General features: G+C 53.9%; 26 protein-coding genes, 1 other RNA gene and 1 other annotated feature. Of the genes, 17 read left to right on the top strand and 10 right to left on the bottom strand.

The features are described 5' to 3' along the window. Window positions 1–43 precede the first annotated feature (43 nt). The 4 genes from ACR8BF_RS10680 to hxpB all read right to left on the bottom strand — a co-directional run bounded on the left by ACR8BF_RS10680 (window position 44) and on the right by hxpB (window position 3,232). On the bottom strand, window positions 44–634 hold the full coding sequence (locus ACR8BF_RS10680; RefSeq protein WP_179895908.1) for a metal-dependent hydrolase: 591 nt from the start codon (window positions 632–634) through the stop codon (window positions 44–46). Between the two features lie 139 nt (window positions 635–773). Continuing rightward, complete coding sequence (kduD, locus tag ACR8BF_RS10675) at window positions 774–1,535, bottom strand: 2-dehydro-3-deoxy-D-gluconate 5-dehydrogenase KduD (protein ID WP_434744919.1); 762 nt, start codon at window positions 1,533–1,535, stop codon at window positions 774–776. 16 nt (window positions 1,536–1,551) lie between these two features. Next, the gene (gene kduI, locus ACR8BF_RS10670; RefSeq protein ID WP_179895906.1) at window positions 1,552–2,388 is read right to left on the bottom strand and encodes a 5-dehydro-4-deoxy-D-glucuronate isomerase; all 837 of its coding nucleotides are present in this window, start codon (window positions 2,386–2,388) and stop codon (window positions 1,552–1,554) included. A gap of 175 nt (window positions 2,389–2,563) precedes the next feature. Further along, complete coding sequence (gene hxpB, locus ACR8BF_RS10665; RefSeq protein WP_434744918.1) at window positions 2,564–3,232, bottom strand: hexitol phosphatase HxpB; 669 nt, start codon at window positions 3,230–3,232, stop codon at window positions 2,564–2,566. 145 nt (window positions 3,233–3,377) lie between these two features. Between hxpB and ACR8BF_RS10660 the strand changes: the two genes are divergently transcribed. Next, window positions 3,378–3,914, top strand: coding sequence for a YniB family protein (locus ACR8BF_RS10660; protein WP_003848337.1), 537 nt, complete (start codon window positions 3,378–3,380; stop codon window positions 3,912–3,914). A gap of 21 nt (window positions 3,915–3,935) precedes the next feature. Here the strand turns inward: ACR8BF_RS10660 and ACR8BF_RS10655 are convergent, their stop codons facing one another. Continuing rightward, the gene (locus ACR8BF_RS10655; RefSeq protein WP_179895904.1) at window positions 3,936–4,829 is read right to left on the bottom strand and encodes a fructosamine kinase family protein; all 894 of its coding nucleotides are present in this window, start codon (window positions 4,827–4,829) and stop codon (window positions 3,936–3,938) included. Window positions 4,830–4,907: 78 nt separating this feature from the next. Continuing rightward, window positions 4,908–5,228 carry a type V toxin-antitoxin system endoribonuclease antitoxin GhoS gene (gene ghoS, locus ACR8BF_RS10650; protein ID WP_434744917.1) on the bottom strand — a complete coding sequence of 107 codons (321 nt, stop codon included), beginning with the start codon at window positions 5,226–5,228 and terminating at the stop codon, window positions 4,908–4,910. A 351-nt stretch (window positions 5,229–5,579) separates the two neighbouring features. Between ghoS and ACR8BF_RS10645 the strand changes: the two genes are divergently transcribed. The 15 genes from ACR8BF_RS10645 (at window position 5,580) to ACR8BF_RS10575 (ending at window position 19,386) form a co-directional block, all read left to right on the top strand. Next, the gene (locus ACR8BF_RS10645) at window positions 5,580–6,341 is read left to right on the top strand and encodes a DUF481 domain-containing protein (protein ID WP_179895902.1); all 762 of its coding nucleotides are present in this window, start codon (window positions 5,580–5,582) and stop codon (window positions 6,339–6,341) included. A 248-nt stretch (window positions 6,342–6,589) separates the two neighbouring features. After that, on the top strand, window positions 6,590–8,518 hold the full coding sequence (gene thrS, locus ACR8BF_RS10640) for a threonine--tRNA ligase (protein WP_292992820.1): 1,929 nt from the start codon (window positions 6,590–6,592) through the stop codon (window positions 8,516–8,518). A gap of 3 nt (window positions 8,519–8,521) precedes the next feature. Beyond that, the gene (gene infC / locus ACR8BF_RS10635; RefSeq protein ID WP_029519030.1) at window positions 8,522–9,073 is read left to right on the top strand and encodes a translation initiation factor IF-3; all 552 of its coding nucleotides are present in this window, start codon (window positions 8,522–8,524) and stop codon (window positions 9,071–9,073) included. 99 nt (window positions 9,074–9,172) lie between these two features. Then, entirely contained in the window at window positions 9,173–9,370 is a 198-nt protein-coding gene (gene rpmI, locus ACR8BF_RS10630; RefSeq protein ID WP_010245683.1) for a 50S ribosomal protein L35, read from the top strand. A gap of 44 nt (window positions 9,371–9,414) precedes the next feature. After that, complete coding sequence (rplT, locus tag ACR8BF_RS10625) at window positions 9,415–9,771, top strand: 50S ribosomal protein L20 (RefSeq protein ID WP_098050756.1); 357 nt, start codon at window positions 9,415–9,417, stop codon at window positions 9,769–9,771. A gap of 118 nt (window positions 9,772–9,889) precedes the next feature. Then, window positions 9,890–10,015, top strand: a sequence feature (Phe leader region). Beyond that, the gene (gene pheM, locus ACR8BF_RS10620) at window positions 9,895–9,939 is read left to right on the top strand and encodes a pheST operon leader peptide PheM (protein ID WP_106120997.1); all 45 of its coding nucleotides are present in this window, start codon (window positions 9,895–9,897) and stop codon (window positions 9,937–9,939) included. (Overlaps the previous feature by 45 nt.) Window positions 10,016–10,086: 71 nt before the next feature. Continuing rightward, window positions 10,087–11,070 (top strand): phenylalanine--tRNA ligase subunit alpha, encoded by a 984-nt coding sequence (pheS, locus tag ACR8BF_RS10615; RefSeq protein ID WP_434744916.1) that lies wholly within the window; start codon window positions 10,087–10,089, stop codon window positions 11,068–11,070. 14 nt (window positions 11,071–11,084) lie between these two features. Further along, on the top strand, window positions 11,085–13,472 hold the full coding sequence (pheT, locus tag ACR8BF_RS10610; RefSeq protein ID WP_292992814.1) for a phenylalanine--tRNA ligase subunit beta: 2,388 nt from the start codon (window positions 11,085–11,087) through the stop codon (window positions 13,470–13,472). Window positions 13,473–13,476: 4 nt separating this feature from the next. Then, window positions 13,477–13,779 (top strand): integration host factor subunit alpha, encoded by a 303-nt coding sequence (gene ihfA, locus ACR8BF_RS10605; RefSeq protein WP_003853259.1) that lies wholly within the window; start codon window positions 13,477–13,479, stop codon window positions 13,777–13,779. Window positions 13,780–13,958: 179 nt separating this feature from the next. Further along, window positions 13,959–14,942, top strand: a complete 984-nt coding sequence (btuC, locus tag ACR8BF_RS10600; protein ID WP_313698993.1) for a vitamin B12 ABC transporter permease BtuC — start codon at window positions 13,959–13,961, stop codon at window positions 14,940–14,942. Window positions 14,943–14,991: 49 nt separating this feature from the next. Beyond that, window positions 14,992–15,537 (top strand): glutathione peroxidase, encoded by a 546-nt coding sequence (locus tag ACR8BF_RS10595; protein WP_292992801.1) that lies wholly within the window; start codon window positions 14,992–14,994, stop codon window positions 15,535–15,537. After that, the gene (btuD, locus tag ACR8BF_RS10590; protein WP_313698995.1) at window positions 15,538–16,287 is read left to right on the top strand and encodes a vitamin B12 ABC transporter ATP-binding protein BtuD; all 750 of its coding nucleotides are present in this window, start codon (window positions 15,538–15,540) and stop codon (window positions 16,285–16,287) included. It begins immediately after the preceding gene. A 68-nt stretch (window positions 16,288–16,355) separates the two neighbouring features. Next, window positions 16,356–16,814 carry a C40 family peptidase gene (locus ACR8BF_RS10585; protein ID WP_313698997.1) on the top strand — a complete coding sequence of 153 codons (459 nt, stop codon included), beginning with the start codon at window positions 16,356–16,358 and terminating at the stop codon, window positions 16,812–16,814. 294 nt (window positions 16,815–17,108) lie between these two features. Then, window positions 17,109–17,855: an EAL domain-containing protein gene (locus tag ACR8BF_RS10580; protein ID WP_179895894.1), complete on the top strand. Its 747-nt coding sequence runs from the start codon at window positions 17,109–17,111 to the stop codon at window positions 17,853–17,855. Window positions 17,856–17,934: 79 nt separating this feature from the next. Continuing rightward, window positions 17,935–19,386: a protein adenylyltransferase SelO gene (locus tag ACR8BF_RS10575; protein ID WP_313698999.1), complete on the top strand. Its 1,452-nt coding sequence runs from the start codon at window positions 17,935–17,937 to the stop codon at window positions 19,384–19,386. Window positions 19,387–19,393: 7 nt separating this feature from the next. Here ACR8BF_RS10575 and ACR8BF_RS10570 read toward each other — a convergent pair whose 3' ends face one another. Both ACR8BF_RS10570 and ppsR read right to left on the bottom strand, forming a co-directional pair. Further along, window positions 19,394–20,440 carry a 3-deoxy-7-phosphoheptulonate synthase gene (locus ACR8BF_RS10570; RefSeq protein ID WP_179895892.1) on the bottom strand — a complete coding sequence of 349 codons (1,047 nt, stop codon included), beginning with the start codon at window positions 20,438–20,440 and terminating at the stop codon, window positions 19,394–19,396. Window positions 20,441–20,592: 152 nt separating this feature from the next. Beyond that, entirely contained in the window at window positions 20,593–21,420 is an 828-nt protein-coding gene (gene ppsR, locus ACR8BF_RS10565) for a posphoenolpyruvate synthetase regulatory kinase/phosphorylase PpsR (protein WP_179895891.1), read from the bottom strand. A 437-nt stretch (window positions 21,421–21,857) separates the two neighbouring features. Here ppsR and ppsA point away from each other — a divergent pair, with 437 nt between their 5' ends. Beyond that, complete coding sequence (gene ppsA, locus ACR8BF_RS10560) at window positions 21,858–24,242, top strand: phosphoenolpyruvate synthase (RefSeq protein WP_434744915.1); 2,385 nt, start codon at window positions 21,858–21,860, stop codon at window positions 24,240–24,242. A 69-nt stretch (window positions 24,243–24,311) separates the two neighbouring features. On the opposite strand, the gene rprA is transcribed toward ppsA, so the two are convergent. Both rprA and ydiK read right to left on the bottom strand, forming a co-directional pair. After that, an RNA gene (rprA, locus tag ACR8BF_RS10555) (antisense sRNA RprA) lies at window positions 24,312–24,419 on the bottom strand. Between the two features lie 292 nt (window positions 24,420–24,711). Further along, window positions 24,712–25,830 carry an AI-2E family transporter YdiK gene (gene ydiK / locus ACR8BF_RS10550; RefSeq protein ID WP_434744914.1) on the bottom strand — a complete coding sequence of 373 codons (1,119 nt, stop codon included), beginning with the start codon at window positions 25,828–25,830 and terminating at the stop codon, window positions 24,712–24,714. Between the last annotated feature and the right edge of the window lie 76 nt (window positions 25,831–25,906).

The following is a 25,906-nucleotide window of genomic DNA, read 5'->3' as shown; positions in this document are numbered from 1 at the left end:
TCCAAATGGCATGGTTTATAACTTAATGGCTTTTTTCGCGCTTTTATTGCGCAGTATGACTGGAAATCAATCGCCCAACGCCATTTTGTAGCGTATCGAACAGCTGGGATGGCCAGCCGTTTGCACCAAAAGATGGCATCCCCACCGGAAACCACAGCGCATAGCCCACCAGTCCCAGACACAATGCCCGCTCCAGCTGATTGCCCTTCTGGCTGCGCAGAATCGGCAGGCGGAAGCGCCAGCGGCAGGGCCACAGCAGTGGAACCCCGGCGGGCGTCAGCATATCGGCCACTATATGGCTAAGGTACCCCAGCGTCAGCCCCTGAAGAACATCGGCCGGTATCGGTGACGACTGAGGCAGGTTAATCTGAAAAAGCCACAATCCGGCGGCAATCGCCAGCAAACTGTGGGTAAATCCCCGGTGGCCGAACGCGCGTGCAATAGGATGAGAGAGCCAGCTGAGTCGCTGTCCCAGCAGAGATTTAGGGTGATCGATATCGGGTAGCAGACAAGTCAGCAGTGCTGAGGGAACAAGATGCCACCAGTCGGCCTGAGCCAGCACAGGTGTCAGCTCAGCACGCTTGGAAAAAATAGCGCTGGCAATGGCAAAAATGATGTGGCCTTCGCCCGTCATGATAGAACCTGGTTACAAAGAAACTGTCGATGCATCCAGTATAGGGATTTATCCAGTAAATGAGAACATGTGACGCTGTAACGAAGCATGAATATTATTAATAAGGCGGACAGCGATGAAACACTGTCCGCCCGAAAGACTAACGCGCCAGCCACCCACCATCGACTGCCAGCGTGTAACCATTAACGTAATCAGAAGCAGCAGAGGCAAGGAAGACCACCGGGCCCATCATGTCATCAGGCACGCCCCAGCGTCCGGCCGGAATGCGGCACAGGATTTCTTCGCTGCGGGACTCATCATTTCTCAGCTGCTCGGTATTGTTGGTCGCCATGTAGCCGGGTGCGATGGCATTGACGTTAATGCCATGCTTTGCCCACTCGTTCGCCATGAGACGGGTCAGTCCCATTACGGCACTTTTTGAAGCGGTATAAGAGGGCACCCGGATTCCACCCTGGAAAGAGAGCATGGAGGCGATATTGATAATCTTGCCGCCGCGACCCTGCGCGATAAACTGACGGGCAACCTGCTGCGAAAGGAAAAACAGGCTCTTGCTGTTGATGTTCATCACATCATCCCAGTCCTGCTCGCTGAAATTCAGTGCGTCTTCACGCCGGATAATGCCGGCATTGTTGACCAGAATGTCAATTTTGCCTGCCACCGCCACCGCCTGTTCAACCACAGAGGCCACCACACTGGTCTGCATCAGGTCGGCCTGCACCGGCCAGAAGCGGCGACCCAGCGCCTCGACTTTGCCCTGGGTATCATCCGGGCCATCACGGTTAACGCCGACGATATCACAGCCCGCCTGCGCCAGACCCAGCGCCATACCTTGCCCCAGACCGGTGTTACAGCCGGTCACCAGCGCCACTTTACCTTCCAGGTTAAACGTGTTCAGTACCATGGTATTTCTCCTCTGTTCAGCGAAGCTCGCTGATTTTGACGTGGTCCATGTCATCAAAGACCTGATTTTCACCCACCATGCCCCAGATAAAGGTGTAACGCTGGGTGCCAACACCGGCATGAATAGACCAGCTGGGCGATATCACCGCCTGCTCGTTGTGTACCAGCAGATGGCGGGTTTGCTGCGGTTGCCCCATCATGTGGAAGACGGCGCTCTCTTCGCTCATATCGAAGTAGAAGTAGACTTCCATGCGACGTTCGTGGGTGTGGCAGGGCATGGTGTTCCACAGGCTGCCTTCATCCAGTTTGGTTAAGCCCATGGTGAGCTGGCAGGTCGGCAGCACGTCCGGCACGATGAATTTGTTAATGGTGCGGCGGTTGGAGGTCGCGGCATCACCCAGCGTTGCGGTGGCAGCCTCCTGCAGCGTAATTTTCTTGTCCGGGAAGGTGCTGTGTGCGGGCGCACTGTTGTAATAAAATTTGGCGGGCTGAGACGGATTCAGGCTGCGGAACAGCAGGTTGCGCGCACCTTTGCCAATGTAGAGTGCCTCTTCCTGGCCGATTTCCCACGCTTTCCCATCAACTTCTACCAGCCCCGGGCCGCCAATATTGATCATGCCCAGCTCACGTCGTTCAAGGAAATAGCTGACGCCCAGCTGTTTTCCCATCTCATCACCGATTGTGACCGGCTTGTTCACCGGCATGACGCCGCCAATGATGATGCGGTCGATATGGCTGTAGGTCAGGGTGTAATCGTCGGCAGTGAAAATCTTCTCAATCAGAAACTCGCGACGCAGTGCGTCAGTGTCGAGTTGTTTTGCATGATCGCTGTGAATACTTTGGCGAATGTCCATCTCAGGCCTCTCTGCAGGTCAGGTTATTCATGCCCCGAAAGGGGACGGTTTGGGCATCTTAGGCAGAGCGGCATGGGAATTCAATAAAAATGAAACGTTGTTTTATTTTATTGCGAGTGGGATCAACTGAGAGGGGTAAAGGGCAAAAAAAAGCCCGCGCCAGGCGGGCTGTTGATTATCCCTGCAGATGCTGCAGACGGAGCTGTATAAGATTGTCCAGCCGGACATCTGCCAGCGCCCAGCGCGGATCGTCACGGTGCTCAGCGGCGGGCACCACGATCGATCGCATACGCGCGGCTTTGGTGGCGATCATGCCGTTAAACGAATCTTCCAGCGTGATGCAGTTGAGCGCATCAATCGCAAGGCTTTCGGCAGCGTTGAGATAGACCTGCGGATGGGGTTTGCTGTAGGGCAGCGCTTCTGCAGAAGACAGAACATCGAAATAGTGGCGCAGATTGAAGATCTCCAGTACCTGTTCCAGCATCCGTAGAGGCGATGCCGAGGCAAGGCCAATTTTCAGTCCCTGATCCCGGCACAATTGCAGTGCCGTTTCGACGCCCGGCAACAGGGGCCGTGTCTGATCCACCAGCGTCATGGCACGCGCGATGATACGCTCGGTGACCTCCTGTTGAGAGGGGCCTTGCCACGGCAGTATTTCGTACCACATCCGCACCGTCTGGTCGATGCGCAGACCCAGGGTATCGGGCATTTCACTGCGACGTGACAGGTCAACATCCAGCGTTGAAAAGATATCCAGCTCAGCCTGATCCCACAGCGGCTCAGAATCGATCAGTAAGCCATCCATATCAAACAGGGCGGCGAGGACAGGGCGGTGATAGGGCATCAGAAGTCTCCTTTTAAAGTCGGCTTTACCTTAGCATCATTCTCTGCGGGCGCACTCTCTGCCCGATCGGCCACGCTTTATTTGGGAAATTTCACCTTTGGCAGGTAGACTGACGGCAAATTGGATTCCGGGTTCAGGAGATATTATGACCTATCAACAGGCTGGCCGTATCGCCATCCTTAAGCGAGTGGCGGGCTGGGTGCTCTTTTTAGTGGCGCTGATGTCGACCATTATTTCTGTTCTGAGCTTTATGTTTAAGCACAGCGAAAAGCAGCCAGGCATTGACGCCGTTATGCTCGATTTCGTCCATGTCATCGTTGATATGCTGCGTTTTAACACGCCGTTCCTGAATGTCTTCTGGCATAACTCGCCGGTACCGGAATTTAACGGTCAGATGAACCTGGGCTTCTGGCTGATCTATATTCTGATTTTTGTCGGCCTGGCGCTGGAGTCATCAGGCGCGCGGATGGGACGTCAGGCGCGTCATGTCAAAGAGGGCATCGAGGATCAGATGATTCTTGAGCAGGCAAAAGGCCCTGAAGGGCGCACGCGTCAGCAACTGGAAGAGAAGGTGCGCGTTCCTCGCCACACCATTTTCCTGCAGATCTTCCCACTCTATGTGCTGCCGGTAGTGATTGCGATAGCCGGTTATTTCGCGCTGTCGCTGTTGGGCTTTATCTGACACACCCTCCCGGTCAGTCAGTCAGGCCGGTCTGGCCTGACTGTTGCCCAATGCATCTTCATCCAGCAACTGGCCAATGGCGAACTGTGCATCGCCAGGCCAGTGGCCGCCAAACACGTTAGCGCGGTTTAGCAAATAGTAGAGCTGGTAGACAGGCAGGCGCTGCGAAAACCCATCCGGCAAGGGCCACACCGACTGATAGCCGTCGTAAATCTGACGAGGCAGGTCGGGGTACCAACTCAGCATCGCTAAATCACACTCGCGGTCGCCCCAGTAGCAGGCAGGATCGAACAGCCACGGGCCACTGTCACTGCTTGCGCAGTTAGCTGGCCAGAGATCGCCATGCAGCAGCGACGGTTGCGGATGATGGGACGCGAGCACCCGCTGCACGGAGGCAATAATCAGTTCAGTATCACCATACTGAATGCCTTTTTCCGCCGCCAGCTGCAATTGCCAGCCAATACGCTGTTCGGCAAAAAACACCGACCAGCGTCGCAGCCAGCTGTTGGGCTGGGGCGTAGTAGTGATGTTGTTGTCGAAATCAAGGCCAAACTGCGTCTGCTCGCTCCACTGGTGGAGGTGCGCCAGCTGTTGACCCAGCTGATACGCGCTCTGCTCATCAAGCGGCTGTGGCCGGATGTACTCCAGCAGCAGAAAGCTCTCTTCACGATGATGACCCACACCATAGACTCTGGGCACCCGAACTGTGCCGGTGCGCGCCAGCAACGCTAACTGATCCGCTTCCCAGGTAAAGAGCGAGAGCATTTCACGGCTATTACTTTTGACGAAGACGTCGTGGTCACCGTAGCGGATATGCCAGGTAGGGTGGATATCACCCCCTGCAAGGGCGTGACGTTGAGTGATTTCGGCGTTGCCTAACTGCTCGCTTAACAGACGACTAATGGCTGACCACATAGGGCTATCCTCGTTATTCGCTGCGTAAGTCAGATTGTGATGCCTAAATATTCACCAAAACCCGCGCGATTGCACCTCTTATTCTGGCGCGGAGGTCGCGGGGCGATGATTGGCGACGTCGCGCAGATACTCCTCAAAGGTCGTAACCATCACCTCAGGTTTCTGACCCAGTGCGCTTTCACCGGCCGCAGTGACCTGCTGTCGCAGATTTTCCGCATCCAGCGTGCTGACAATGCCATAGCTGTTCGTACCCAGTTCATGAGGATGGCCCTCGTCATCCGTCAGCGTGGTACTCAAACCGGCGGCGGTCATCGCGCTGGTCAGCTCCAGGATGTCACTTAATCCCGACTCCTGATAATGAAAGGTCACAATATAGCGGGTTAAATCATTGCTGCTCATGCGGTACCTCCGGGGGAAAGGAAACTGAACTGAGCGTAGACCATGGTGAAAAATCAGGCGAATTATGAAGGAGATGCTGTGTTTATGACGTGACGCATAGCGTAAATCTCTGTAAGGAGCCAGCAGCATGTCTTAAAAATCTTCTGCCGTTGCGTCTGGCTTTTCAGGCAGGCAGCACTATAATGCGCGACGTTAATAAGATGAGTCCCAATTAACAGGGGTTGTCAGGGCAATTCCAGGCATTTTGTGTAAGTTAATAATTTTTTACAAAACTTACCGTAAATTGCATTGAATGCCCGGCAAAACGCTTCAGACTCTCCGTTTTTTAAACAGTCGCACGGATCACATTTAATGAAAGCCTATAACAAGCTGTCTGCTGTTCTTTTGCTCTCCGCCGGAGCTTTTTGTCACCAGGCACTGGCCGATAACGCCGTATTTACATCAATGGATGATCCTTCTACCGCTAAAAAGCCATTTGAAGGTTCTGCTGCTGCGGGATACCTGGCGCAAACCGGTAACACCACCAGTTCATCAATGACGGCTCAGACCAATATGACCTGGTATCAGTCATCTATGGCATACAGCTTGTGGGGTAACGCAGCTAACACCTCATCTAACGATGAGCGCTCGTCAGAGACGTACAACATCGGTGGTCGTTCACGTTATAACCTGAATTCGTATGACTACCTGTTTGGACAGGCGAGCTGGTTAAGCGATCGATTCAACGGTTACGATTCACGCGATGTCCTGACTGCCGGTTATGGTCGTCAGATTCTGAATGGCCCGGTACACTCGCTGCGTGCGGAAGTAGGTCCGGGTGTACGTTATGACGATTATCACGCTGGCGGCCATCAGACCAAGGCGCTGGGCTATGGCGCAGTCAGCTATCAGTGGCAGCTGACCGATACCACCAAATTCATTCAGGGCGTCTCTGTGCTGAGCAGCTTCGGAGAAGACACCACAGTGAACTCCGAAACCGGTCTGCAGGTGGCGATCAACAGCCATTTCGCGCTGAAGCTGGCTTACAACGTCAGCTGGAACAACCATCCGGCAGAATCTGCGCCGGATCGTACCGATACCAAAACCTCAATCATGCTCTCTTACGCGATGTAAGCGCATTTTTGCCTGCAGTCTTGAGAGCGGCCTGACAACTGTGTCAGGCCGCTTTTTTTTGTTCTCTCCATGGCTTAGCGAAAAGGGCATGGGTTTTTCTCGCTGCGGAAAACTGCTATCATCTGCTCCGCACTGCAATCCTGGTGACATTCCGACAATGTGGGTCTGATATCACGCCAGGTCACTAATTTTACATTACGTTGCATGTAAGCTTTCGTGTGGCTTACCACTGCAAATAAGGATATGAAATGCCTGTAATTACGCTTCCTGATGGCAGCCAGCGCGTGTTTGACCGCCCTGTCAGTGTCATGGATATTGCACTCGACATCGGCCCGGGTCTGGCGAAAGCCTGTATCGCTGGCCGCGTCAACGGTGAACTGGTTGATGCTGTTGATCCCATTACTGAAGATGCCGCCGTCGCGATTATTACCGCTAAAGATGAAGCGGGTCTGGAAATCATCCGTCACTCCTGTGCGCACCTGTTAGGGCATGCGATTAAACAGCTGTGGCCGGATACCAAAATGGCGATTGGCCCGGTCATTGATAATGGCTTCTATTATGATGTCGACATTGATCGTACCCTGACCCAGGAAGATATCGACCTGCTGGAAAAACGCATGCATCAGTTGGCTGAAACCAACTACGATGTGGTGAAGAAGAAGGTCAGCTGGCAGGAAGCCCGCGACGTATTTGCGGCGCGTGGCGAGATTTACAAAACCACCATTCTTGATGAAAACATCAGCCATGATGATAAGCCTGGCCTGTATCATCACGAAGAATATGTCGACATGTGCCGCGGTCCGCACGTGCCGAACATGCGGTTCTGCCATCATTTTAAACTGCAGAAAATCTCCGGTGCTTACTGGCGCGGCGACAGCAACAATAAAATGCTGCAGCGTATTTATGGCACCGCATGGGCAGACAAAAAGCAGCTGGCAGCCTATCTGCAACGTCTGGAAGAGGCGGCGAAGCGTGACCATCGTAAGATCGGTAAGCAGCTGGATCTCTACCACATGCAGGAAGAAGCACCAGGCATGGTCTTCTGGCATAATGATGGCTGGACCATCTTCCGCGAGCTGGAAGTGTTTGTCCGCAGCAAATTAAAAGAGTACCAGTACCAGGAAGTTAAGGGTCCATTTATGATGGATCGCGTCCTGTGGGAAAAAACCGGGCACTGGGAAAACTATAAAGAAGCCATGTTCACCACCTCATCTGAGAACCGTGAATATTGCATCAAACCAATGAACTGTCCTGGGCATGTTCAGATCTTTAATCAGGGTCTGAAATCTTATCGTGACCTGCCGCTGCGTATGGCAGAGTTTGGTAGTTGTCACCGTAATGAGCCATCAGGTGCGCTACACGGTCTGATGCGCGTACGTGGCTTTACCCAGGATGATGCACACGTCTTCTGCACAGAAGAGCAGGTACGTGACGAAGTGAACAGCTGTATCCGCATGGTTTATGACATGTACAGCACCTTCGGCTTCGAAAAGATTGTGGTGAAGTTATCCACCCGTCCTGAGAAGCGCATTGGGACAGACGAGATGTGGGATCGTGCCGAGGAAGATCTGGCTGCCGCGCTGAACGAAAACAATATTGAGTTTGAGTTCCAGCCAGGCGAAGGCGCGTTCTACGGTCCTAAAATTGAGTTCACCTTGTACGATTGTCTTGATCGCGCCTGGCAGTGCGGAACAGTTCAGCTAGACTTCTCCCTGCCAAAACGCCTTGAAGCAACCTACGTGGGTGAAAACAATGATCGTCAGACGCCAGTGATGATTCACCGTGCGATTCTGGGATCAATGGAGCGTTTCATCGGTATTCTTACCGAAGAATTTGCCGGTTTCTTCCCAACCTGGCTGGCACCGCTGCAAGTCGTGGTAATGAATATTACCGATGGACAAGCAGAATATGTTGAGTCTTTGACGCGTAAGCTGCAGAATGCTGGCATTCGTGTGAAGGCAGACTTGAGAAATGAGAAGATAGGCTTTAAAATCCGCGAGCACACATTACGTCGCGTCCCTTATATGTTGGTCTGCGGTGATAAAGAGGTGGAAGCTGGCAAAGTGGCCGTTCGCACCCGCCGTGGTAAAGACCTTGGGTCGATGGATGTCGATGTGTTTGTTGAGAAACTTCAGCAAGAGATTCGCAGCCGAAATCTTCAACAATTGGAGGAATAAAGTATTAAAGGCGGAAAACGAGTACTACCTACGCGTCCGAACAAAATTAACAGTGAAATCCGTGCTACCGAAGTGCGCTTAACAGGCATGGATGGCGAGCCGATTGGCATTGTCACATTACGCGAAGCTTTGGAAAAAGCCGAGGAAGCGGGCGGCGACTTAGTCGAAATCAGCCCGAATGCCGAACCGCCGGTCTGCCGCATCATGGATTACGGCAAGTTCCTCTATGAAAAAAGCAAATCTTCTAAGGAACAGAAGAAGAAGCAAAAAGTTATTCAGGTTAAGGAAATCAAATTCCGTCCTGGAACCGATGATGGCGACTATCAGGTCAAACTACGCAACCTGATTCGCTTTCTGGAAGAAGGCGATAAAGCCAAAATCACGCTCCGCTTCCGCGGTCGTGAAATGGCGCACCAGCAGATCGGTATGGAAGTGCTTAACCGCGTTCGTAAAGACCTGTGTGAAGATCTGGATTTGGCCATTGTCGAATCCTTCCCTTCGAAGATCGAAGGCCGCCAGATGATCATGGTGCTCGCTCCTAAGAAGAAACAGTAGGCTTTCAAGTAGCATTTACCGCGCAGCGTTCGCGCTGTGCGGTTAACTGTTCGCCTGTCTGGGTCATGTTATTAACAATGCGAAGTGGATATTTTTAAAATGCCAAAGATTAAAACTGTACGTGGCGCGGCCAAGCGCTTCCGGAAGACCGCTTCTGGCGGCTTCAAGCGTAAACACGCAAACCTGCGTCATATTCTGACTAAAAAATCTACTAAGCGTAAACGTCACCTGCGTCCGAAAGGCATGGTGTCTAAAGGCGATCTGGGTCTGGTAATTGCCTGCCTGCCGTACGCATAAGTAAATTTTTTTCATTAATTCAGAATATTAAACAGGAGAGCTAAATGGCTCGTGTAAAACGTGGTGTAGTTGCTCGCGCACGTCACAAAAAAATCTTAAAACAAGCTAAAGGCTATTACGGTGCACGTTCACGTGTTTACCGTGTTGCCTTCCAGGCTGTTATCAAAGCTGGTCAGTATGCTTACCGTGACCGTCGTCAACGTAAGCGTCAGTTCCGTCAGCTGTGGATCGCGCGTATCAACGCAGCGGCTCGTCAGAACGGCATGTCTTACAGCCGTTTCATCAATGGTCTGAAAAAAGCAGCCATTGAGATTGACCGTAAGATCCTGGCCGACATCGCAGTATTCGACAAAGTGACATTCTCTGCACTGGTCGAAAAAGCGAAATCAGCCCTGGCGTAAGTCAGATGGAAAAGGGAGCTTGCTCCCTTTTTTATTGCCTGTAACTTACGCAAAAGATTGACTTTTTCGTCGCTGAGCATTTCAATAGTACCCCCTGTATAGCATGACAAGGTAACCGCAAGCATGAATGCTGCTATTTTCCGTTTCTTTTTTTACTTTAGCGCCTGACATTCGGGGGCTTTTGCGCATAAGAGAAGAAACGAAAAATCGCGCTGAAAGCCTCCCTCGTGGAGGCTTTTTTGTTTCTGGCGTAAGTATATTGGACCGGCAGGTCCCAACGAGAACTGACCAGCCTGACTGGAAAAAGAGGAAACTATGTCCCAACTCGCAGAACTGGTGGCCAGCGCCACAGCGGCTATCGACGGGGCGACGGATATCGCCGCCCTTGACGCGGTGCGCGTCGAATACCTGGGAAAGAAAGGACATCTGACACTGCAGATGACGACGTTGCGCGAGCTGCCAGCAGAAGAACGTCCTGCAGCGGGTGCGATAATCAACGAAGCTAAACAGCAGGTCACCGAGCGCCTGAATGCGCGTAAAGATGCTCTGGAATCCGCAGTGCTGAATGCCCGTCTGGCGGAGGAGACCATCGATGTTTCGCTGCCGGGCCGTCGCATTGAGAATGGGGGGCTGCATCCGGTGACCCGCACTATGCATCGCATTGAGACCTTCTTTGGTGAGTTAGGCTTTGGCGTCGTCACCGGACCAGAAATTGAAGATGATTATCATAACTTCGATGCGCTGAACATTCCTGCCCATCACCCGGCGCGTGCCGATCATGACACCTTCTGGTTCGATGCTACGCGTTTACTGCGAACGCAGACCTCGGGCGTACAGATCCGTACCATGAAGGCTCAACAGCCGCCCATCCGCATTATTGCGCCCGGCCGCGTTTACCGTAACGATTACGATCAGACTCACACCCCAATGTTCCATCAGATGGAAGGGCTGATTGTTGATAAAAACATCAGCTTTACCAATCTGAAAGGCACGCTGCACGATTTCCTGAACAACTTCTTCGAAGAAGATTTGCAGATTCGTTTCCGTCCTTCTTACTTCCCGTTCACTGAGCCATCCGCAGAGGTGGACGTCATGGGTAAAAACGGCAAGTGGCTGGAAGTGCTGGGTTGCGGCATGGTCCACCCTAATGTGCTGCGCAATGTCGGCATCGACCCGGAAGTTTACTCCGGCTTCGCCTTTGGTATGGGCATGGAGCGTCTGACCATGTTGCGCTACGGCGTGACCGATCTGCGTGCTTTCTTCGAAAATGATTTACGTTTCCTCAAACAATTTAAGTAAGGGCAGGATATCCAATGAAATTCAGTGAACTCTGGTTACGCGAATGGGTAAATCCAGCCCTGGACAGCGCCGCGTTGTCTGAACAAATCACCATGGCCGGTCTGGAAGTTGACGGCGTTGATCCGGTTGCCGGCGCATTCCACGGCGTCGTAGTCGGTGAAGTGGTGGAGTGCGGCCAGCACCCGAATGCCGACAAGCTACGCGTGACCAAAATCAACGTGGGCGGCGATCGCTTGCTGGATATCGTCTGTGGCGCGCCGAACTGCCGTCAGGGGCTGAAAGTCGCCGTCGCGACTGTGGGCGCCGTGCTGCCAGGTGATTTCAAAATCAAAGCGGCCAAACTGCGTGGCGAGCCATCTGAAGGCATGCTCTGCTCGTTCTCCGAGCTGGGTATTTCCGACGACCACAACGGCATCATTGAACTGCCCGCCGATGCGCCGGTGGGTACTGACATCCGCACTTACCTGCAACTTGACGACAACACTATTGAAATCAGCGTCACGCCTAACCGTGCCGACTGCCTGGGTCTGATCGGTATCGCCCGTGATGTCGCCGTGCTGAACGGTTTACCGCTGAACGTGCCAGAGATACAACCTGTCGCGGCTACGCTGAATGAAACATTCCCGATTCAGGTTGATGCAACTGAAGCCTGTCCGCGCTATCTGGGCCGTGTAGTGAAGGGGATTAACGTCGCGGCGGCTACGCCACTGTGGATGAAAGAGAAGCTGCGTCGCTGTGGCATTCGCTCAATCGATCCGGTGGTGGATATCACCAACTACGTCCTGCTGGAACTGGGCCAGCCGATGCACGCCTTCGACCTCGACCGCATTGACGGCGGTATCGTGGTTCGCTTGGCGAAAGAGGGCGAAAAGCTGACGCTGCTGGATGGCACTGAAGCCAGCCTGCAGAGTGACACCTTAGTCATCGCCGATCATCAGAAAGCGCTGGCCATGGCCGGTATCTTTGGTGGCGAACATTCGGGCGTGAACGGCGAAACGCAGAACATCCTTTTCGAGTGCGCTTACTTCGATCCGCTCTCTATCACTGGCCGCGCCCGTCGTCACGGTCTGCATACCGATGCGTCACATCGCTACGAGCGTGGCGTTGATCCGGCGCTGCAACATACCGCGCTGGAGCGTGCTACCCAGCTGCTGCTGTCAATCTGTGGCGGTGAAGCGGGCCCGATCATCGATCAGACCCATCAGGCTGCCCTGCCGGTACCGGCGACCATTATGCTGCGTCGTGAAAAGCTGGACCGTCTGATTGGTCACGTGATTGCGGATGAGCAGGTCACTGATATTCTGACCCGTCTCGGCTGCGAAGTGACTGTGGGTGAAGGGCAGTGGCAGGCTGTCGCTCCGGCCTGGCGCTTCGATATGGCGATTGAAGAAGATCTGGTTGAAGAAGTGGCCCGTATCTACGGCTATAACAATATTCCGGATGTGCCGGTGCAGGCTGGTCTGGTTATGACTCAGCATCGCGAAGCAAATCTGTCGCTGAAACGCGCTAAAAACCTGCTGGTGGACAAAGGTTATCAGGAAGCGATTACCTATAGCTTCGTCGATCCGAAAATCCAGCAGTTACTGCATCCAGGTGAAGAGGCGCTGCTACTGCCAAGCCCGATTTCCAGCGATATGTCGACGATGCGTCTGTCACTCTGGACGGGTTTGCTCAGCGCGGTGGTCTACAACCAGAACCGTCAGCAGAGTCGCGTGCGTCTGTTTGAGAGCGGCTTACGCTTTGTGCCGGATACGCAGGCAGATTTAGGCATCCGTCAGGATCTTATGCTGGCTGGCGTCATCAGCGGTAACCGCGTTGAAGAGCACTGGGATCTGGCGCGTCAGACAGTTGACTTCTATGATTTGAAAGGCGATTTAGAGTCGCTGCTCGATTTAACCGGCAAACTGGATGACATCAGCTTCCGGGCTGAAGTGAATCCGGCGTTGCATCCAGGACAGAGCGCGGCGATTTATTTGCATGATGAACATATCGGATTTATCGGCGTGGTTCATCCTGAGCTGGAACGTAAGCTTGATCTCAATGGCCGCACCTTAGTCTTTGAACTGCTTTGGAATAAGGTCGCAGACCGCGTCCTGCCTGACGCGCGCGAGATTTCTCGCTTCCCGGCGAACCGTCGTGACATTGCCGTTGTGGTGGCTGAAAACGTGCCTGCAGCAGATATCATCGCGGAGTGTAAGAAAGTTGGCGTAAATCAGGTAGTTGGCGTAAACTTGTTTGACGTGTACCGCGGTAAGGGCGTTTCTGAGGGCTACAAGAGCCTCGCAATCAGCCTGATTTTGCAGGATACCAGCCGGACACTCGAAGAAGAGGAGATTGCCGCGACCGTTGGCAAATGCGTTGCGGCATTAAAAGAGCGATTCCAGGCAACCTTGAGGGATTGAACCTATGGCGCTTACAAAAGCTGAGATGTCAGAGTACCTGTTTGAGAAACTCGGGCTGAGCAAACGCGATGCCAAAGAGTTAGTAGAGCTGTTTTTCGAAGAGGTACGTCGCGCTTTGGAGAATGGAGAACAGGTAAAACTGTCTGGGTTTGGTAATTTTGACCTGCGTGACAAAAACCAGCGTCCTGGCAGAAACCCGAAAACGGGTGAAGATATTCCGATTACTGCGCGTCGCGTAGTAACGTTCCGCCCAGGACAGAAGCTGAAAAGCCGCGTAGAGAACGCTACACCCAAAGAGACTGACTGAATTTCAGCGTTTCAAAAAGGCCGCGAAAGCGGCCTTTTTTCATGGTTTCGGCATGCATCATCTCAGCTCCCCGCGCCCGTTGATGTCCACGTCAGCCCGGCGCAACCCGCTTTATCCGCCTTTCTTTTTTCTGCAATCCCTCTACAATCAAATCACTGTTTTCTCAGCTAATCCTGCTTATGTCTCTGCTCGACACGTTCGCGCGCCAGTCCGATCGGCGCGGCCAGAAATGGCTGATTGCGCTGGCTCTTATGCTTGCTGTACTGCTCTGTGTCAGCCTTTGTGCCGGAGACAGCTGGATTGCGCCTTCAGCATGGTTCACCGAGAGCGGCAGACTCTTCGTCTGGCAGTTGCGGCTGCCCCGCAGCCTGGCGGTGGTGCTGGTGGGCGCCTCTCTGGCGGTATGCGGTGTTGTGATGCAGGCGCTGTTCACCAATCCGCTGGCGGAGCCGGGCCTGCTTGGTGTCTCGAACGGAGCCGGTATCGGCCTGGTGCTTGGCGTGCTGCTGGGCAGTGGCTCACTGTGGAGCCTGGGACTGGCGGCGATGGCAGGTGCGCTGATTATTACACTGATTCTGCTGCATTTTGCGCATCGTCAGCTCTCGGTCGCCCGGCTGTTGCTGACCGGCGTGGCACTGGGGATTATCTGCAGCGCCATCATGACCTGGGCGGTCTACTTCAGCACCAGTCTCGATCTGCGTCAGCTGATGTACTGGATGATGGGGGGATTCAGCGGGATTGACTGGCGCTACGGCTGGATGCTGCTGGCCCTGCTGCCTGTGATGCTGGCGCTGGGGGCGACCGGACCGATTCTCAATCTGCTGGCCCTGGGCGAGACCTCTGCCCGTCAGCTCGGGCTGTCACTCTTCTACTGGCGGAACCTCCTGGTGCTGGCGATGGGCTGGCTGGTAGGCATCAGCGTCGCGATGGCCGGTGCCATTGGCTTTGTCGGACTGGTGATCCCGCATCTCCTGCGCCTGAGTGGCATCAGCGACCACCGTTATCTGCTGCCGGCCTCGGCGCTGGCGGGCGCGGCTGTGCTTTTGGCCGCCGATATCGTGGCACGTCTGGCGCTGACCTCGGCAGAATTGCCGATAGGTGTCGTCACAGCGACACTGGGCGCGCCACTGTTTATTATTTTACTGGTGAAATCTTCGCGCTAGCTTCGGCTGGTTATTCTGGATCCACAACAGCATCCACAAAGGAAATAGCATGAACATTTATGAGACTGAACTGGTTACGCTCGACGGAGAAAAAACTACGCTGTCACAGTGGCAGGGTCAGGTCCTGCTGGTGGTCAATGTTGCCTCGAAATGTGGCCTGACGGCGCAATATGAAGAGCTGGAGAACCTGCAGAAAGCCTGGCAGGATCAGGGCTTCAGCGTACTCGGTTTCCCCTGCAATCAGTTTCTGGAGCAGGAGCCGGGCAGCAGTGAAGAGATCAAAACCTTCTGCAGCACGACCTATGGCGTCACGTTCCCGATGTTTGCCAAAACCGAGGTCAATGGCGAAGGTCGTCATCCGCTCTATGCTCAGATGATTGCGGCCCGGCCCGAAGCCGTGCGTCCGGAAGGAAGCGGTTTTTACGAGCGTATGGAGAGTAAAGGGCGCGCCCCGAAAGCGCAGGGCGACATTCTGTGGAATTTCGAAAAATTCCTGATTGGCCGTGACGGCAGCGTGATTCAGCGTTTTGCACCTGACATGACGCCGGAAGATCCGATCATTCTGGAAACCATTAAGCAGGCGCTGGCAAAATAGATGCTGTTGCGCCTGCAACAGGCAGCCGTTGCCGGACGGCTGCTACCACTGACCGGTGAGCTTGCCGCCGGTCAGCTGTTGCACGTGGCAGGGCCGAACGGGGCAGGCAAAAGCACCTTACTTAGCGTACTTGCCGGACTGCAACCCGCCTCCGGCACAGTAATGCTGGATGAAAAGCCACTGAGTGACTGGAACGGCGCGGCATTGTCCAGGATTCGCGGCTGGTTGCCACAACAGCAGGCGCCGCTGAGTCAGATGCCGGTCTGGCACTATTTGCGTCTGCATCTTAAACAGGCGGGCTCGCAGTCCGATGCCCGACTCACCACGCTGCTGGAACGGCTTCAGCTGCAGGATAAATTATCCCGTTCGCTGACCCGACTCTCCGGTGGTGAATGGCAGCGCGTCAGGCTGGCGGCAGTCTGTGCGCAAATTGATCCCCTCATCAATCCTCACGGGCGGCTACTGATCCTCGATGAGCCGCTGACGGCGCTGGATATCGGCCAGCAGAAAGCGGTCGACGATCTGATTGCGGAGCTGTGCGCGGCAGGTATCAGCGTAATCGCCAGTAGTCACGACCTTAACCACAGCCTGCAACAGGCCGATCGGGTCTGGCTGATGAACAGGGGCCAGGTGGTTGCGCAGGGCGAACCGGCTAAAGTCCTGACGCCGCAGCGCCTGACTCCGCTCTACCAGATAGCATTCCGGCAGATTCAACTCGAAGGACGCACGCTATTAACTGTGCTGCCCTGACACTTGCTACCTGGCGGGCTTTACCGCTACATTAAGCCGGTTGCAACTTCTGATAAGGACATTTGGCAATGCGCCTGGGTTTGCTGATTTTAGTTCTGCTGCTGACGGGATGCAGTCATCGCGCTCCGCCGATAAATGGCCGTCTTTCCGATTCGATCACCGTGATAGCGGAACTGAACGATCAGCTCGGCCACTGGCGTGGCACGCCTTATCGCTATGGCGGCATGAGTCGTAACGGTGTTGACTGCTCTGGCTTTGTCTATCTGACCTTCCGTGACAAATTTGCGTTGCAACTGCCACGCACCACCTCAGCCCAAAGCGATATTGGCACGCAAATCAGCAAAGATGACCTGCTGCCCGGCGATCTGGTGTTCTTCAAAACCGGTCGCGGCGAGAATGGCCTGCATGTGGGCATTTATGACACCGATAACGCCTTTATCCACGCTTCAACCAGCCAGGGGGTGATCCGCTCTTCGCTCGACAATGTCTACTGGCGAAAAGTGTTCTGGCAGGCGCGCCGTATTTAAACGCAGCCAGCCAAATCTGACTTAAGTCCAATTTTAAATAGAGTTAAAACAGAGAATAAAAGTATTATTTTAAATGACTGTTATTGAGCATGGATTTTAATAAACATAATTAATGCTTATTTAATTCCACTAATAACCGCTATTTTAGCGCGACTATTTGGCTTAAGCGTGATCGACGGTTGTCAAACGGCAGTGGAAGGGTAAAGAAGTTCGTCTCTTCAATGATTTGGCGCTCTTGCCTGCGCCTGACCATTACTATACGATATCTCCATCGCCGCTTATTCTGGCATTAAAATGAAAATTCATCTCTCGGCCGACTATCAGTCGGAAATCTGGTTTTATCCTGTCTGTGATGTTCACGGACGGTTGACCGCTGTCGAGCTGGTAACGCAATTTGTGCATGAAAATGCCCCCATCACTCTGCCGCAGGATCTGTTGCTGCCGCAGCTTGAGGAGTCGCAGCAGTTGCGCCTGCTGCAAAGTCAGATTGGACTGCTGGAGCAGAATCGTGCGTTATTTGAAGCGCATTCGGTGTCAGCATTTATCCGTATTGATGAAGGTATGGCCCGGACGCTCCTGGCGAGTGAATTAGTCATGCGCAAAATAAAGCAGCTGCCGTTCATTCTGTTGAATATCACTGAAACGTTTCCGCAACTGAAGCTGGGCAAAAATAATCCCCTGCTGGCTGACCTGCATGCTGAGTTTAATTTAGCAATTTCCCATTTCGGGGCGGGCAAGACTCCCTCGAATGCGGTCTACGATAATTTATTCAGCTGCATCTGCCTGGACAAAGAATTTATTCATTCGCTGGCAAAACGCGCTTCATTCGTGCCATTTATCCAGAGCATTATTGATAATTTCCGCGCTCACTGTGACCGCCTCATTATTTGTGGCGTTGACGATGAAATGCTGTTCGATAAAGTCAGCCAGCTTGACGGTGCCGACTTCCAGGGGGCACTTTTCTCCGTGGTTAAATCTGATGCACTGCGTTCGTTGCTCTGCGCCGACGATCGTATGCCATCCTCTCAGCATCCCGGCTGATACTTCCTGTTAATCCCCGCTATCAGCGTTACACTAGAGAACTAATCTACGTATCGCTGAGCAGCGCATGGGAGAAACAATGTCCTCAGACAAAGCCTCTTTTGACAACACCTGGTTCCGTGAACTGACAGGGTGTTACACCGCGCTTACCCCTACACCGCTGACAGGCGGACGCCTGCTGTATCACAACGCACCGCTTGCCACTTCAATGGGACTGGATAGCGCGCTCTTTGACGGTCGCGGTCATGATGTCTGGCACGGCGCGGCCCTGCTGCCCGGCATGCAGCCACTGGCGCAGGTGTACAGCGGCCATCAGTTTGGTGTCTGGGCAGGCCAGCTGGGCGACGGGCGCGGCATTTTGCTGGGTGAACAGCGTCTGGAGAATGGCAGTAAGCTGGACTGGCATCTCAAGGGCGCAGGTCTGACACCTTATTCACGCATGGGTGATGGTCGTGCCGTAATCCGTTCCAGCGTGCGGGAGTTTCTTGCTTCGGAAGCGCTGCACCATCTGGGCATTCCCACCACGCGCGCATTGACTCTGTCGATAGGCGATGAGCCGGTCTACCGCGAAACTCCCGAGCGCGGTGCGATGCTGATGCGCATTTCACCGAGCCATCTGCGGTTCGGCCATTTCGAGCATTTCTTTTACAGCCAGCAGCAGGAGAAAGTGCAGCAGCTGGCCGACTACGCCATCCGTCATCACTGGCCGCACCTGGCAGAGGAAGCGGACCGCTATCAACAGTGGTTCACCGACATTGTGTTACGCACCGCGCGGCTGATTGCGCTGTGGCAAAGTGTGGGTTTTGCACATGGGGTGATGAACACCGACAACATGTCGATTCTTGGCCTGACCATTGACTATGGCCCCTTCGGGTTTCTTGATGATTATCAGCCTGACTTCATTTGCAATCACAGTGATTATCAGGGGCGCTACAGCTTTGAAAATCAGCCGATGATTGGCATGTGGAATCTCAACCGGCTGGCACATGCGTTATCGGGTCTGCTGACCACCGAGCAGCTGCGGACGGCGTTGAGCGCTTATGAACCTGAATTAATGCGGGTCTGGGGTGAAAGGATGCGGGCGAAGCTCGGCCTGCTGACCCAGCAGAGCAGCGACAATCAGATTCTGACGGATCTGCTGGCACTGATGACGCAGGAGCACAGCGATTATACCCTGACATTCCGGCTGCTGAGTGAGACTCAACAGGCTGAAAGCCGCTCACCGCTGCGCGATGAATTTATCGATCGTGAGGCATTTGATGGCTGGTATCTGCGCTATCGCAACCGTCTCATGGAGGAGCAGGTGAGCGATGAAGAGCGTCAGGCAGTCATGAAGGCCGCCAATCCGGCGGTGATTCTGCGCAACTATCTGGCACAGCAGGCAATTGAAGAGGCGGAGCGGGGCGAGCAGGGTGCGCTGGCACATTTGCATCAGGCGTTACAGCAACCCTTTAGTGATGAGACAGCCGCTGAGTATCGTCAGCGGCCGCCAGACTGGGGCAAGACTTTAGAGGTGAGCTGCTCCAGCTAATCCATACTCAGAGGCGGTGAGAAACCGCCTCTGCCAGCAGGGAGAGCACCTGTTCGCTCTCCTGCCAGCCCAGACAGGGATCGGTTATCGACTTACCATAAACCAGCGGTTCGCCGCTCACCACTTTCTGATTGCCTTCTTCCAGGAAGCTTTCAATCATCACACCGGCAACGGCCCGCGATCCCGATTTAATCTGCTCTGCCACCTCTGCCGCGACATCCATCTGGCGACGATGCTGCTTCAGGCAGTTCGCGTGACTGAAGTCGATCACCAGCTGCTGAGGCAGATTAAACGCCGACAGACTTTCTGCGGCGGCGGCGACATCACTGGCATGATAGTTAGGCTGCTTGCCGCCACGCAGGATCACATGCCCATGCGGATTGCCGCTGGTTTGATAGATGGTCATCTGGCCCAGCTTATCCGGCGACAGGAACATGTGGCTGGCGCGCGCAGCACGGATCGCATCCACGGCAATCTGTACGTTACCATCGGTACCGTTTTTAAAGCCGACCGGGCAGGAAAGTGCCGACGCCATTTCGCGGTGGATCTGGCTTTCCGTGGTGCGGGCGCCAATTGCGCCCCAACTGATGAGGTCGGCAATAAACTGGCCGATCACCATATCCAGAAATTCGGTAGCGGTAGGCAGACCCAGCGCGTTGATATCAATCAGCAGCTTGCGGGCGATGCCGATACCCCGGTTTACATCATAGCTGCCATCCAGATCCGGATCGGAGATTAAGCCTTTCCAGCCCACTACCGTGCGCGGCTTCTCGAAGTAGGCTCGCATCACAATCTCCAGCCGGTCTTCATAGCGGCTGCGTAACGCGTTCAGACGCTCAGCATAGTCCAGGGCCGCTTTTGGGTCGTGCAGCGAGCAGGGACCGATCACCACCAGCAGGCGGGGATCTTCACCGGTCAGAATACGGGCAATACGTTTACGGGCAGCAGTGACATTGTCAGCAATTGCCGCAGAGACAGGATGTTCGGCCGCCAGGCTGGCGGGGGTAATCAGACTACCAATGCGTGCGGTACGCAGTTCGTCGGTTTTATTCATGAGATTCTCGAAAACGGTTCTTCGCAGCGGTGAAATACCGGGAAGTGATGATGGTCACAATAAACCATTAGCCTGCGAATTCAACCCGGGATTTGATAATGAAATCAAAAGCGACGGCAGCGCCGCTTTACAACGCCGACCCGAATAGCGTTCTAGTACATGCGGCGCGTCAGGCCCATGATGTCGAGAATTTTGGTGGCTATCTCCTCTACCGAGTAGTTGGTGCTGTTGAGATAGCGGATCTGATGGGTGCGGAACAGCGCTTCGACTTCGCCCACTTCCAGTCGGCACTGACGCATTGAGGCGTAACGGGTATTTTCCGCCCGCTCCTGACGTATTGCCGCCAGGCGTTCCGGATCGATGGTCAGCCCGAACAGCTTATTCTGGTGTGCACGCAGCGCTGGCGGCAGTTTGAGGTTATCCATATCGTCAGCAATGAAAGGATAGTTGGCGGCGCGAACACCAAACTGCATCGCCAGATAGAGGCTGGTGGGCGTTTTGCCACAGCGCGAGACCCCCAACAGGATCACCTGTGCATCCTCCAGCCCGCGCAGCGAGATGCCGTCATCATGCGCGAGGGCATAATCGATCGCTGCAATGCGCGCATCATATTTACCCAGATTACTGGCATCCAGTCCGTGGGTACGGTGAGCGACCGGTGCAGGCGCTAAACCTAACTCCTGCTGTAGCGGGGCGACCAGTGCCTGCACGATATCCTGACAAAAGCCCTCGCTCTGCACGATGATGTCGCGCACTTCCGGGGTTACGATGGAAAAAAACACCAGCGGCCGGACACCGCTCTGCTGATAGAGCGCGTTAATCTGGGCTTTAACCGCCAGCGCCCGCTGGACGTTTTCTACAAACGGCAGCGTCAGACTGGTGATATTAACCGGAAATTGCGACAGCACCGCATGACCCAGTACTTCAGCCGTAATAGCCGTACCATCGGAGATATAAAAAACGCTTCTGTCAGTTGTCATAACGAAATCAGCCTCAGACAAGAGTGAGCAATCAGCATGAGCCATGCGATTAAATAAATCATCTCTGATTTTAATTTCTGGAAGGTCTGTCCGGATTATTTACCTGCTTTTTCATCACGATAATACAAAATGAAAAGGTGTTTCGCTTTGCCGGAATACTTTCTATCTGATATTACGCCGCAAATAGCCACGCAACTGTTGCGCAACAAAACAGAATGGTTAAGTGGCTGAAAATGTGCCATTTCCAGTTGCATCAAGTGGTTAGCGGAAAATAGCCTCTTTGCGCAACAACAAAATAATCCGCTCACAATTCCGAAACTGTTGCTGAAATTCTGCTTTAACGATTCAACACATCGTTATTGAAGGAGGAATATGCCAGGCTGAAGATAGATAACTCCCTGTGTCTATTCATTAATAATTGATAAAGGATAAGCTCAATGTCCACGAAAGGCGAACAGCCACTTGTGCTCTGGTATAACCAGCTTGGTATGCATGATGTTGACCGGGTAGGAGGCAAGAATGCCTCTCTGGGTGAAATGATTACTAATCTGTCGTCGCTGGGCGTTTCCGTGCCCAATGGTTTCGCGACCACCTCCTGGGCCTTTAACCTGTTCCTGGACCAGAGCGGGCTGAACCAGCGAATTTATGCGCTGCTGGATGAGACCGATATTGATGATGTGGATGCGCTGGCAAAAGCGGGTAAGCAGATTCGTCAGTGGGTGGTGGAAACGCCGTTCCTGCCGGAGCTGGAGTCCGCCATTCTGGATGCCTATAAGCAACTTTCGGCCGATGACGATGCTGCGTCGTTCGCCGTCCGCTCCTCTGCCACCGCAGAAGATATGCCCGATGCCTCCTTTGCCGGCCAGCAGGAAACCTTCCTGAATGTGCAGGGAATCGACGCAGTGATGGTCGCAGTGAAGCATGTCTTTGCCTCGCTGTTTAATGACCGTGCTATCTCTTATCGCGTGCATCAGGGTTACGATCACCGCGGCGTTGCACTCTCGGCGGGCATTCAGCGCATGGTGCGCTCTGACCTGGCCTCTTCTGGGGTGATGTTCACCATTGATACTGAGTCCGGCTTTGATCAGGTGGTCTTTATCACCGCCGCGCTGGGACTGGGTGAAATGGTGGTGCAGGGTGCCGTTAACCCGGATGAGTTCTATGTCCACAAGCCAACCCTGGCAGCCGATCGTCCCGCGATCGTGCGCCGCAACATGGGCTCGAAAAAGGTTCGCATGGTCTACGCCGATTCCCAGGCGCATGGCGAGCAGGTGCAAATTGAAGATGTGCCGGAAGCTGAACGAGACCGTTTCTGCCTGAGCGATGAAGAAGTGCAGGCGCTGGCAAAGCAGGCCGTGCTGATTGAACAGCACTATCAGCGCCCGATGGATATTGAGTGGGCTAAAGATGGTCACACTGGCAAGCTGTTTATTGTTCAGGCGCGTCCAGAAACCGTGCGTTCTAATGGACAGGTAATGGAACGTTACACGCTACAGGGTCAGGGCAGCGTCGTGGTTGAAGGCCGTGCTATCGGTCATCGTATTGGTGCCGGCGTGGTGAAGGTCATTCACGATATCAGCGAAATGAACCGTATTGAAAAAGGCGACGTGCTGGTGACTGACATGACCGACCCTGACTGGGAACCGATCATGAAAAAGGCATCAGCAATTGTCACAAACCGTGGCGGACGAACCTGTCATGCGGCAATCATCGCTCGTGAGCTGGGCATTCCGGCAGTCGTCGGCTGTGGCGATGCCACCGATCGGCTGAAAGAGGGCCATCAGGTTACCGTCTCCTGCGCCGAGGGCGACACCGGCTACGTCTATGATCAGCTGCTTGATTTCGATGTCACCAGTTCGCAGGTCGATTCACTGCCTGAACTGCCACTGAAAATCATGATGAACGTCGGCAACCCCGATCGTGCCTTTGATTTCGCCTGTCTGCCTAATGAAGGTGTCGGTCTTGCGCGTCTGGAATTTATTATTAACCGCATGATTGGCGTCCATCCTAAAGCGCTTCTGGAATTCGATCAGCAGACGCCGGAACTGCAACAGCAGATCCGTAAAATGATGAAAGGATTTGATAATCCGGTCGAGTTTTACATTGCTCGCCTGACTGAAGGAATTTCCACACTTGGCGCGGCATTTGCGCCGAAACGCGTAATTGTCCGACTTTCGGACTTTAAAACGAATGAATATGCCAACCTGGTGGGCGGCGAACGCTACGAACCAGAAGAGGAAAACCCGATGCTGGGATTCCGTGGGGCAGGTCGTTATGTGGCCGACAGCTTCCGGGATTGCTTTGCGCTGGAGTGTGAAGCAGTGAAACGTGTTCGCAACGAAATGGGCCTCACCAACGTCGAGATCATGGTTCCGTTTGTGCGCACCGTGGATCAGGCGCAGGCCGTGGTAGAAGAGCTGGCGCGTCAGGGTTTGAAGCGCGGCGAGAACGGACTGAAGATCATTATGATGTGTGAGATCCCGTCCAATGCCCTGCTGGCAGAACAGTTCCTGCAATATTTCGACGGCTTCTCTATTGGTTCCAACGACATGACTCAGCTGACGCTGGGGCTGGACCGCGACTCCGGCGTTGTCTCTGCGCTGTTTGACGAGCGTAACGAAGCCGTGAAAGCGTTGCTCTCCATGGCGATCAAAGCGGCGAAGAAGCAGGGGAAATATGTCGGAATTTGTGGACAGGGCCCCTCCGACCATCAGGATTTTGCCGCATGGCTGATGGAAGAAGGTATCGACAGTCTGTCACTGAACCCGGACACCGTGGTGGAAACGTGGGTGAGTCTGGCGCAGCTAAATAAAACCGCCTGACACCTGTTGTAGCAATCTTCTCAGGCCCGCATTGCGGGCCTTTTCTATTCATCGCTGGCCTGATTCAGGCAAAAAAAAAGCCCATCACAGGGGATGGGCAAAGACTACACACAGCAATTCTTTACGCTACTCAGGGGAATTAGTTTGTCTGGAAATCATCGGTTTGACTTCGAACATAGGAAACATGTTATTCATACGGCTGGCTGGCGTCTTTAAGAATCCTCTTATTAGTTTAAAGCCGATAATCTTTTGTCACCTTTACTTTGCCATTTGGCTTAAGAAACAGTGCAGAAAGTAATCTTTTTTAGCCCTGAAAGGTCACTTTTCGGCCAAAGATGGCTTTTTTCTTAAAAATCGCTAATGAAAAACAGAATTTATCTGATAGGTGAGAGTAGGTGCGGTTAATCATCATTAACCGCACTAATCAATGCTCAAAAGGGGGATTAACGCGGCGCGTTACCGCAGCGCATCAGACGACAGGTGGGGTACTCTCGTGATCGGCCAGGGCATCAGCCGAGGCCATCGGGTCATTATCCGGGGCTGGCGCTTCATGAACCCAGACGGAAACCAGACGGTAGGAAACCGCCAGAACCACCGGGCCGATAAACAGACCAATCATGCCGAACGCGAACAGGCCACCAATCACGCCTGAGAGGATCAGAATCATCGGCAGGTCTGCGCCCATACGGATTAACATCGGGCGCAGAACGTTATCCATCGTGCCGACCACACAACTCCAGACCAGCAGCACGGTTCCCCAGGTGGTATCGCCGCTCCAGTAGAGATAAATGATGGCAGGAACCAGCACCAGCAGTGGACCGAGCTGTACCAGACAGCAGAGGATCATCAGCACCGTCAACAGCGTGGCATAAGGAATACCGGAGATCGCCAGTCCGATACCGCCCAGCACACCCTGCACCAGCGCCGTCACCACCACGCCAAGTGCTACGGCACGGATTGACTGGGCTGCCAGCTGTACGGCGGCATCACCGCGTCGCCCTGCCATGCGAAACGCGAAGTGACGGATGCCCTGGGCAGCCTGTTCGCCACGCCAGTAAAGCAGCACGCTGAACAGTAACATCACGCCCAGATGGATCATAAAGCGCCCGAAATGACCGGCCTGAGCCACAAAAAAGCCTGTGGTGCGGCCGATGTAAGGCTGTATTTTCGCCATCACGCCGGCACCACCGCTTGCCACGAGCGTGTCATAACTGACATACACCTTTTTGCCAACCATCGGGATTTCTTTGAGCCACGTCAGTTTCGGCATCGTGTGGCCTTGGGTAACCCAGGCAATCACAGGCGCACTGTTATCGATCAGGCTGCTGACCAGCAGGGCGATAGGAATAATAAACAACAATAGCAGCAGCAGTGTCATGACGATCACCGCCAGTGAACGGCGTCCCCATAACAGTCGCTGGAATTTCAGCATCAATGGCCAGGTGGCAATCACCACCATGCTGGCCCAGGCAAAGCCCAGAATAAACGGCTGCACCACCCATAAGCAGGCGACGATCAACAGCAGAATGAACATCAGGGTGAAGAGTATTTGTGGTAAATCCATATCCCGATACTGGCTTTTCATCATTGACTCATAACCTCGTCTTAATCCTTCATCTTCGGGTATTCGGATGCCCGTTTTTATCATGATCTATTTACCAGGG

Source organism: Candidatus Pantoea rara (genome assembly GCF_051136265.1).
Taxonomy (GTDB): Bacteria; Pseudomonadota; Gammaproteobacteria; order Enterobacterales; family Enterobacteriaceae; genus Pantoea; species Pantoea rara.
Note: the sequence above shows the minus strand (reverse complement) of the source record. Positions and strands in the feature narration are given on the sequence as shown.